General features: G+C 69.2%; 8 protein-coding genes. 5 read left to right on the plus strand and 3 right to left on the minus strand.

Features of this window, described 5'->3' with window-relative positions:
- Nucleotides 1-38: 38 nt before the first annotated feature.
- Nucleotides 39-1,541 (plus strand): DUF4127 family protein, encoded by a 1,503-nt coding sequence (locus OC372_RS17145; RefSeq protein ID WP_262003124.1) that lies wholly within the window; start codon nucleotides 39-41, stop codon nucleotides 1,539-1,541.
- A gap of 69 nt (nucleotides 1,542-1,610) precedes the next feature.
- Here OC372_RS17145 and map read toward each other — a convergent pair whose 3' ends face one another.
- Nucleotides 1,611-2,384, minus strand: a complete 774-nt coding sequence (gene map / locus OC372_RS17150) for a type I methionyl aminopeptidase (RefSeq protein ID WP_262003126.1) — start codon at nucleotides 2,382-2,384, stop codon at nucleotides 1,611-1,613.
- Nucleotides 2,385-2,452: 68 nt separating this feature from the next.
- Between map and OC372_RS17155 the strand changes: the two genes are divergently transcribed.
- The 4 genes from OC372_RS17155 (at nucleotide 2,453) to OC372_RS17170 (ending at nucleotide 5,380) form a co-directional block, all read left to right on the plus strand.
- Nucleotides 2,453-2,731, plus strand: a complete 279-nt coding sequence (locus OC372_RS17155) for a helix-turn-helix domain-containing protein (RefSeq protein ID WP_091033310.1) — start codon at nucleotides 2,453-2,455, stop codon at nucleotides 2,729-2,731.
- A gap of 135 nt (nucleotides 2,732-2,866) precedes the next feature.
- On the plus strand, nucleotides 2,867-4,555 hold the full coding sequence (locus tag OC372_RS17160) for a glycosyltransferase family A protein (RefSeq protein WP_262003128.1): 1,689 nt from the start codon (nucleotides 2,867-2,869) through the stop codon (nucleotides 4,553-4,555).
- Between the two features lie 124 nt (nucleotides 4,556-4,679).
- Entirely contained in the window at nucleotides 4,680-5,168 is a 489-nt protein-coding gene (locus OC372_RS17165; protein WP_262003130.1) for a DUF2975 domain-containing protein, read from the plus strand.
- On the plus strand, nucleotides 5,168-5,380 hold the full coding sequence (locus OC372_RS17170; RefSeq protein WP_262003132.1) for a helix-turn-helix domain-containing protein: 213 nt from the start codon (nucleotides 5,168-5,170) through the stop codon (nucleotides 5,378-5,380). The genes OC372_RS17165 and OC372_RS17170 overlap by 1 nt, the downstream gene beginning before the upstream one ends.
- 45 nt (nucleotides 5,381-5,425) lie before the next feature.
- Here OC372_RS17170 and OC372_RS17175 read toward each other — a convergent pair whose 3' ends face one another.
- On the minus strand, nucleotides 5,426-7,639 hold the full coding sequence (locus tag OC372_RS17175; RefSeq protein ID WP_262003134.1) for a chitobiase/beta-hexosaminidase C-terminal domain-containing protein: 2,214 nt from the start codon (nucleotides 7,637-7,639) through the stop codon (nucleotides 5,426-5,428).
- 266 nt (nucleotides 7,640-7,905) lie between these two features.
- Nucleotides 7,906-8,366 (minus strand): HNH endonuclease signature motif containing protein (locus OC372_RS17180; protein WP_262003136.1); only part of this gene is annotated, 461 nt, incomplete at its 5' end.

Consider the following 8,366-nt stretch of genomic DNA (forward strand, 5'->3'; position numbering starts at 1 on the left):
CGAACTCCCCGAAGTCCCCCGACGAAAGGCACTCCCCCGTGTCCGACACGACTCTGCGTCCGCGCATCGCTCTGCTCCCGCTCGACGACCGACCGGTGAACGTGCGGCTTCCCGGCGACGTCGCCGCGGTCGCCGGAGTGATCCTCGACGTGCCGCCGGCCGAGATCCTGCCCTCGTACCGCGTCGCCGGAGACGCGACCGCGCTCGGCGCCTGGCTGCTCGACCGCGTCGCCGACCCGGCCACGGTGCATGTGGTGGTGTCGGTCGACATGCTGCTCTACGGCGGGCTGATCGCCAGCCGCACGAGCGCCGACACGACCCGCGAGGTGCTGGAGCGGCTCGACGTGCTGCGCGAGGTGCGCCGCCGTCGGCCGGAGCTGCCCATCTCGGCCGTCTCGCTCGTGACACGGGCGAGCAACTCGTACTCGGCGGCCGAGGAGCCGGAGTACTGGCGGGAGCACGGCAAGGAGATCCATGCGCTCGGCGGCGACGCGCACCGGCTGCTCGACGAGGCCGACGTGCTTCCCCTGTCGGAGCTGACCCCGGTGCCGGCCGAGATCGTGTCCGACTACTCGGCACGGCGGCTGCGCAATCACATCGTGAACCTGTCGACACTCGCACTCGTCGAGGATGCGACGCTCGACTTCCTGGCGATCACCGCCGACGACACCGCGCCGTTCGCCGCGGGCAGCGCCGAACAGGTGTGGCTGCGGCACTGGATGCGGATGCTGCCGTCGGGCCGCGACGTGCTGATGTACCCGGGTGCCGACGAGGTGGGCGCGGCGCTGGTCGCCAGGGCGCTGGCCGCGAACGCCGGCGTGACCGCCTCGTTCTCGGTCGCGTGCGCGGACGCCGAGGGCATGACCCGCATCCCGCCGTACGAGAACATGTCGCTCGCGGCATCCGCGAGCCGGCAGATCCGCGCAGCCGGGGCCGTGGAGGTCTCCGAAGGCGGCGACGTGACCCTGGTGCTGCACGCGCCCGATCCTGACCGGCACGACATGTTCCGCGGCCGGCCGGATCAGGTGGACGAGGATGCCGTGGCCGGCACGGTCGCGTTGATCGGGGAGCGGCTGGACGCGGGCGAGCACGTGGCCCTCGCCGACGTCCGCTACCCCAACGGCGCCGACGAGGCACTCGTGCGGGCGCTCGCCGAGGCGGGGCTGCTCGGGCGACTCGAGGCTTTCGGCGGATGGAACACGGCCGGCAACACACTCGGCAGCGTGGTCGCCGTCGCGGCGGCCGGAGTGGTGGGCCGGGCGACGGGCACGTTCGATGACCGCGCCGCCCGCATCGCCCTGCTCACGCGACTCCTCGACGACTTCGCGTACCAGGCGGTCGTGCGCACCGACTCCGGGCCTGCGCTGTTCCCCGACGTCTACCCGATGACCGACGACGGCCGGGTCGCGACGGCCGAGCGGGTCATCCGCGAGGAGTTGACGTCGCTGCTGGAGTCGACACTCCCCGCGGAGGACGTGCGCATCCAGGAACTGACCCTGCCGTGGCGACGATCGTTCGAGATCGGGCTCGTGCTGAGCTAGCCCGGCGCGTCATGCGGCGCGATCCGTCGGCAGCGTCAGGATCTCGGCCGCGTCACGATCTCGACAGTGTCAGGATCTCGACAGTGTCAGAATCTCGGCTCCGTCGGCGGTGATCGCGATCGTGTGCTCGGTGTGCGCGGTGCGGCATCCGGTCGCGCTCCGCAGGGTCCAGCCGTCGTCGTCGGTGCGCAGCACGTCGGTGTCGGCCATGACCCAGGGCTCGAGCGCGAGCAGGAGTCCGGGGCGCAGCGTGTAGCCGCGGCCCGGTCGCCCGTCGTTCGCGATGTGCGGGTCCTGGTGCATGGTCGAGCCGATGCCGTGGCCGCCGAATTCGAGGTTGATGGGGTAGCCTGCGTCGTGCAGCACCGTGCCGATCGCGTGCGACAGGTCGCCGATGCGGGCACCGGGTCGAGCGGCGGCGATGCCCGCGGCGAGCGCCCGCTCGGTCGCCTCGATCATCGCGAGGTCTTCCGCTGCCGGAGCGCCGCCGACCACGAAACTGATGGCCGCATCGGCCGAGATGCCGCGCAGGGTCACGGCCAGGTCGAGCGTGAGCAGGTCTCCCGGCCGGAGGGCGTAGTCGTGGGGCATGCCGTGCAGCACGGCATCGTTCACGGCTGTGCAGACGTAGTGGCCGAACGGGCCGCTGCCGAACGAGGGGGCGTAGTCGACGTAGCAGGATTCGGCACCGGCATCCTCGATCAGCTGCTTCGCCCACCGGTCGAGGTCGAGCAGATTCACACCGACCGCGGCGCGGGCTTTCAACGCCTGCAGGATGTCGCCGACGAGCGCGCCGGTCGCCCGCGCCCGCGTGAGCTCGTCGGCGTTCAGGATCTCGATCATGGGTCCTCTTCCGTCGTGACCAATAACTATCCCGGTAATACTATCCCGGTATTAGTATGGGCATCATGATGGTCCGGATGCCGCTCACCCCCGCCGAGGTAGAACGCGGCGAGCGCCTCGGCGCCCTGCTGCGTCGCGCGCGCGGGGAACGGTCGATGCTGAGCGTCGCGCTGGACGCCGGCATCTCCCCCGAGACCCTGCGCAAGATCGAGTCGGGACGCGTCGCCACCCCCGCGTTCTCGACGATCGCGGCGATCGCCGGCGTGCTCGAGCTCTCGCTGGATGCGGTGTGGGCCGAGGTCGACCCGCGAACGGCCGAGACCACGGCACGACGCATCGCCTCCTGAATTCGAGGAGCGTCTCGCCCCGCTCTGCCTGCGCGCCGTGCGAACTTCTGCACACGCCCGGCCGAAACGCAAGCCTGGTGACCCCCACAGGAAGGCGTGTTTAGCTCGAGGAACAGTCGACGTGGGGGAGACGTTTTGTCGCAGAGCATTCAGCCGGAGAGCAGCAGCAGCGGGAACAGCATCCGCGTGAGCGTGGTGGTTCCGGTGTTCCGGCCGGGCGCATCGTTCGATGACCTCATCGCATCGCTCGACCGTCAGACCCTCGACCCCGCCGCGTTCGAGGTGCTGCTGTGCGACGACGGCTCGGGCGAGCCGACCGGTGAGCGCCTGGCCGCCATCGCGCGCACGCGTCCGAACGTGCGGGTACTGTCGCTGGAGCACTCCGGATGGCCGGGGATGCCGCGCAACCACGGCGTCGATGCCGCCCGCGGCACGTACGTGCAGTTCGTCGACCAGGACGACTACCTGTTCGACGGCGCGCTCGAGAAGCTGTGCGACTACGCGGATGCGAACGCATCCGACGTCATCGTCGGCAAGGAGGTCGGGATCGGTCGCCCGCTTCCGAGCAAGATCTTCCGCCACGACATCCCCCGGGCGACGCTGGGCACCGACCCGCTGCTCGAGATGCTCACGCCGCACAAGATGTTCCGCACGGCGTTCCTGCGGGCGAACGGCATCCGCTTCCCGGAGGGGCGCGTGCGGCTCGAGGATCACCTGTTCGTGATGCAGGCCTACTTCGCCGCGTCGACGATCTCGATCCTCGCGAGCGTGCCCTGCTACGCGTGGGTGAAGCAGCCGGGCAGCGCCAGCTCTGCGCGGATCGAGCCGGAGACGTACTTCCCGCACCTCGAAGCCGTGCTCGACATCGTCGAGGCGCACACCGAGCCGGGACGACTGCGCGACCGGCTCCTGCGGCATTGGTTCCGCGGGAAGATCCTCAAGCGCATCGCGGGGCGCCGCATGGTCAAGTACCCCGACGATTATCGCGACCGCCTGCTGGACGTGGTCGTCCCCCTGACGCAGAGGCGGTTCGGCCCGGGTGTGGATGCCGGCCTCAGCTTCGCGCACCGCATCCGTGCGGCGCTGCTGCGCGCCGATCGGCGTGACGACCTGGTGCGCCTGGCCGCGTTCGAGTCCGGACTGAAGTGCCGCGCAACCGTGACCACCGCGCACTGGTCGCGAGGCGGGGGTCTGCATCTCACCGTGCGCGTCGACATCACGCAGGCCGGGAAGGATGCGCTGGTGTTCGAGACGTTCGCCGCGGATCCGTCGGCCCCCGCCGCACAGGATGCCGCCGGGCCTGCGACCGGCGCGAAGTCTTCCGGCGCCAAGAAGTCGATTCGGCTGACGTCACTGCCGCTGTCGTCTCTCGACGGGTTGCCGGCGAATCTCCTGGCGGTGGATCGCGAGCTCCGCAACGATCGCGTCGAGCTGATCCTCCGCGACGGTGACGGCACCCGCACCGGCACCGGCGCGGACACCGGGACCGAGCGCATCCTCTCCGGCCGCCGACCACGTGACCTCTCCGCCGTCGCCGTCTCGATCGATCCGGTTCGTTCGTTCGAGCGGACGGACGATTCCCGAGGCGGCCCGCTCAGCGTCAAGGTCCGCCGGGCGGGGTGGACATTCGACGTTCCCCTGGAGGCCGATGCCGCGGTGCTCGCTCGCATCGGCCGTTCGCCGATCCTCGCGGGGCGCGCCTGCACGCTCACGGCAGGCGAGGGCGGCACGGTGGAGCTGCATCGCGAGTGGCCGGGCGGCGGACTCAAGGACGCCGCGGGCCGCACGGTGCGCAGCATCCGTCGCACCCTCCGGCGGCATTGACCGCGCCGCGACACCGACCTCTCCGCACGACAGCACCGACCGCCGTCGCACTCTGACCGCCCCTCACTTGCTCCATCGAACGAATAACGATAGATTCCTGTTGTTCTTCGATGAAGGAGTGGGCATGGGGAAGACGACGATCGTCGTTCTGCGCATCGTGATCGCGGTGGCGCTGCTGGGTTCACTGGCGGTGCAGGCGCTCATCGTGCCGCTGCTGTGGCTCGACCTCGCCGAGGATGAGCTGTGGGGCCGGATCGTGCTGGTGTCGATCGTGGTGCTGGGCGTGGGAACACTGCAGGTGTTCGGGGTGTGCGTGTGGATGCTGCTCACGCGGGTGCGGCGCGGATCGATCTTCGCGGAGTCGTCGTTCCGGTACGTGAACGTCATCATCGGGGCGATCCTGGTGGCCGCCGCCCTCACGTGGATCTTGGCCGCGCTGCTCGCGCCGGGGTCGACGGCGCCGGGCGTCGTGGCGCTGATCGGCGGCGCCGGGGTCGTGCTCGCCGGGATGGCGCTGCTCGTGGTCGTCATGAAGGCGCTGCTGCGGCAGGCGATCAATAGTGAGGCCGAGGCGCGAGCGCTGCGCTCCGAACTCGACGACGAGGTGATCTGATGCCCGTGGTGGTCGACATCGACGTGATGATGGCGCGGAGGAAGATGAGCGTCGGCGAGCTGGCCGAGCGCATCGGCATCACTCCGACCAACCTCGCGGTTCTGAAGAACGGGCGCGCGAAGGCCGTGCGCTTCACGACACTCGATGCCCTCTGCGCGGTGCTGGAGTGCCAACCCGGCGATCTGCTGCGCTGGGAGCCCGACGTCGGCTGACGCACGAAGCCCCGCGGTACGCCCGCGGGGCTTCGCATCGGCGGATCAGCGCAGCACGAACTCGACCGTCGTGACGTTGCCGGAGACGTCGTGGACGAGGAGCGTGTTCTCGCCCGCGACTCCGCCGAACGTTCCCGGCTTCACGAAGTTGAGGTCGGACCAGACGTTGTTCGAGAGGTCTTTCCCGACGCCGTTGAGCTCGATCCGGTCGATCTTGCCGGCGTCGTGGAGCTTGAAGCTGACCTTGTCGTAGCCCGCCGCATCACCGACGGTGAACGAGTCACCGGTCTTGACGGTCACAGTGGGGGCGGTGGCGTCGACGGTGAGATCGAACGTCGAGGTCTTCGAGATGTTGCCCGCGGCATCCTGCGCGTTGTACTTGATCGTGTACGCCCCGTCGGGGAGCGTCACGGTCGCGACGTGCGAGCCGCTCGTGCCCGTGGCCGTGGACTGCGTGCTCTTCACGAGCGTGCCACCCCGGTAGACGTTCGCGACGATGCGGGCGAGACCCACCTCGTCGGTCGCGTCGACGCGGATGTCGATGGCCTTCGACGGGCCTGCCGTGGTCGGGCTGACGAGCGTCACCTGCGGGCGGGTCTTGTCCGGGACGCGACCCGCGACGAACGAGACCGTGGTCTTCTCGGAGCGGTTGCCGTACATGTCGACGGCGGTGACCTCGGCGATGTAGCTCGTCCCCTTGGTGAGGGTGATCAGCGGGGCGTCGGCCTGGCGTCCGTTGCGGATCGCGAGCGGGATCTCGAGGATGCTCGGACGCGGTGCGATCTGGAAGTCGGCGAGCACCTTCGCACCGGCACGGATCGGCAGCGCCTCGACGCCGGTGGCCGCGTCGCGGACCCGCACGTCGTAGCCGTAGACGGACTCGTCGTCGGTCGCCGCGGGAACCCGGAGGATGTCGGCGCCGTCTGCGGTCACGGTGTGCTCGGGCGCACCCTGCTGCACCGGTGCGACGTTGTCGCGCGCCGCCGACGTGTAGTCGAAGTTGGCGCGCACCTCTTCGGGCGTCGTGCCGTCGAGGCGGACCGTCCAGGTGGGGCCTGCGAGCGTGCCGGCGCTGGCGAAGGGGTAGCCGGACTGGTAGCCCCAGGCGCCGTTGTCGTAGGTGCGCTCGTCTTCGGCGGCGAAGTTGATGCGGTCGATCTCGGTGCGGTCGGCGTAGACCTCGACGTACAGGGCCTGCGCGGTCGGGATCGTGAACTCGTCCCAGAGCGCGTTGCCGTAGATCTGGTACGCGTCGTGCGGGGTCTCGGTGTACGACATGGATCCGTCGTTCACGGCCGTGAAGCCGCCCTGCCAGATCGAACGCTCGTCGTTCAGGTGCAGGTGCGAGTGACCCGAGAAGTAGACGGCCTGCGGGTAGCCGGAGAGGTCGGCGGTGAGGGTGGCGTTGGAGGCCTGGGCTCCGTCGTAGACCGTGTTGGCGGTCGGGCGGTGGCCGACGACGAAGATCGGGGTGTTGAGGGCATCCGGCTCGGCGGAGAGCGCGGCGAGGCGTCCCTGCAGCCAGGTGCGCTGCGCGCCCGAGTAGCGCTCGGTGTCGATCACGAGGAACGTCTGGTCGTCGATCGTCTTCTCGTAGTAGCCGCCGGTCGCGTTCGGGAACCAGTCGCCGTAGTACTTCGCCATGTCGGCGTTGCCCACGTCGTGGTTGCCGTGCGACATCAGGATCGGGGTGTCGTCGAGGCCGAGGCGGTCGATGTTCTCGTCGAAGATCGTCTTCACGACCTGGTGGTCGGGCGCGGTGTTGTTGTTGTTGTCGTTGATCTGGTCGCCGTTGGAGATGATCAGGTCGGGGTCGGGGTTGATCGACGCGAGGGTGTCGAAGTGGCTCTTCCAGATGCCCCGGTTCTTCTCGGTGAGGGCGGACGTGTGCACGTCGCTCATCACGAAGAACGACGTGAGCGGTTCTTCGTCGGTCTTGATGATGTAACCCTCGATCTCGGCGGGCGAGGTCGCTCCGCCCTTGATCGAGACCGCGGCGAGGTTGGTCGTCTCGTCGATGACCAGCGGCTTCTTGTAGAGCGGGCTCTTCGCGGTCGGCGTCGATCCGTCGAGCGTGTACCTGATCTGGGCGCCCTGCGGCGCGGTGAGCGTGACGGTGGTCGACTCCGTGAATCGGCCGCCGTCCTGGCTGAATGTCGGTGCCGCGAGCTCCTCGGCGGCGTTCGCCACCGTGAGGGGGAATGCGACGGCGGCGGCCACTGCCGCGAGCGTGCACACTCCTGCGATCTGTCTCTTCACTTCATCCTCTTCCACGTGTGTATCTACGACGCACCGGACCGGCGCTGAGACGACGCTAGGGAGCCGTTCCAGACGGGGAACGGCGAAAGCAGGAACGTTAGGTAAACAACTTTGCGGCCAGCGGCCCGGATGCTCGGAAAAGAAGTGAATACAAGATCACGGTGCTGCTCCGCCGTTCTCCCCACCGACGGACGCGCCACGCCGGGAGCGCTCGCCGGAGCCAGGTCACGCGGACCGCCACTCGGCGGCCACTCGCCGGAGTCAGGTCAGGCGGCGATGTCGAAGCGGGCGCGGCCGCCGAGTCGTGGGGTGCGGGTGGGGTCGACGTAGGCGGGTGGGAGGAACCACACTCGTCCCCCGGTCCCGGTCCTGTTCGCGGTCCCGTGTCGGGGTCTGTCGATGCGGATGTCCCACCCGTTGTCGTGGATGCGGTGGTGGCAGGTCTCACACAGCAACACCCCATTGGCCAGATCCGTGGGTCCGTGATCTCGTTTCCACCAGCGGATATGGTGCGCTTTCGTCATCTCCGGTGGGAGCCCGCACATCGCGCACCCGCCGTCACGCTCAACCAAGGCCAACCGTTGCGCCCGGGTGAACAGACGTTTCTCCCGCCCCCAGTCGAGCACTTCACTGTCCGCCCCGAGGACGCAGGGGATGATCCCACCCCCGGCGGCCATCCGCCTCGCCGCCCCGACACTGACCGGCTGGTCGAGACCGTCCACGGCCG

Origin of the sequence: Microbacterium sp. Mcb102 (assembly GCF_024519805.1) — a bacterium.
Lineage (GTDB): Bacteria > Actinomycetota > Actinomycetes > Actinomycetales > Microbacteriaceae > Microbacterium.

Bases quoted from the DNA above. Each gene is read 5' to 3' on its own strand.
- OC372_RS17170 (WP_262003132.1), top strand. From the start codon at position 5,168: ATGCCCGTGGTGGTCGACATCGACGTGATGATGGCGCGGAGGAAGATG.
- OC372_RS17165 (WP_262003130.1), top strand. From the start codon at position 4,680: ATGGGGAAGACGACGATCGTCGTTCTGCGCATCGTGATCGCGGTGGCG.
- map (WP_262003126.1), bottom strand. From the start codon at position 2,384: ATGATCGAGATCCTGAACGCCGACGAGCTCACGCGGGCGCGGGCGACC.
- OC372_RS17155 (WP_091033310.1), top strand. From the start codon at position 2,453: ATGGTCCGGATGCCGCTCACCCCCGCCGAGGTAGAACGCGGCGAGCGC.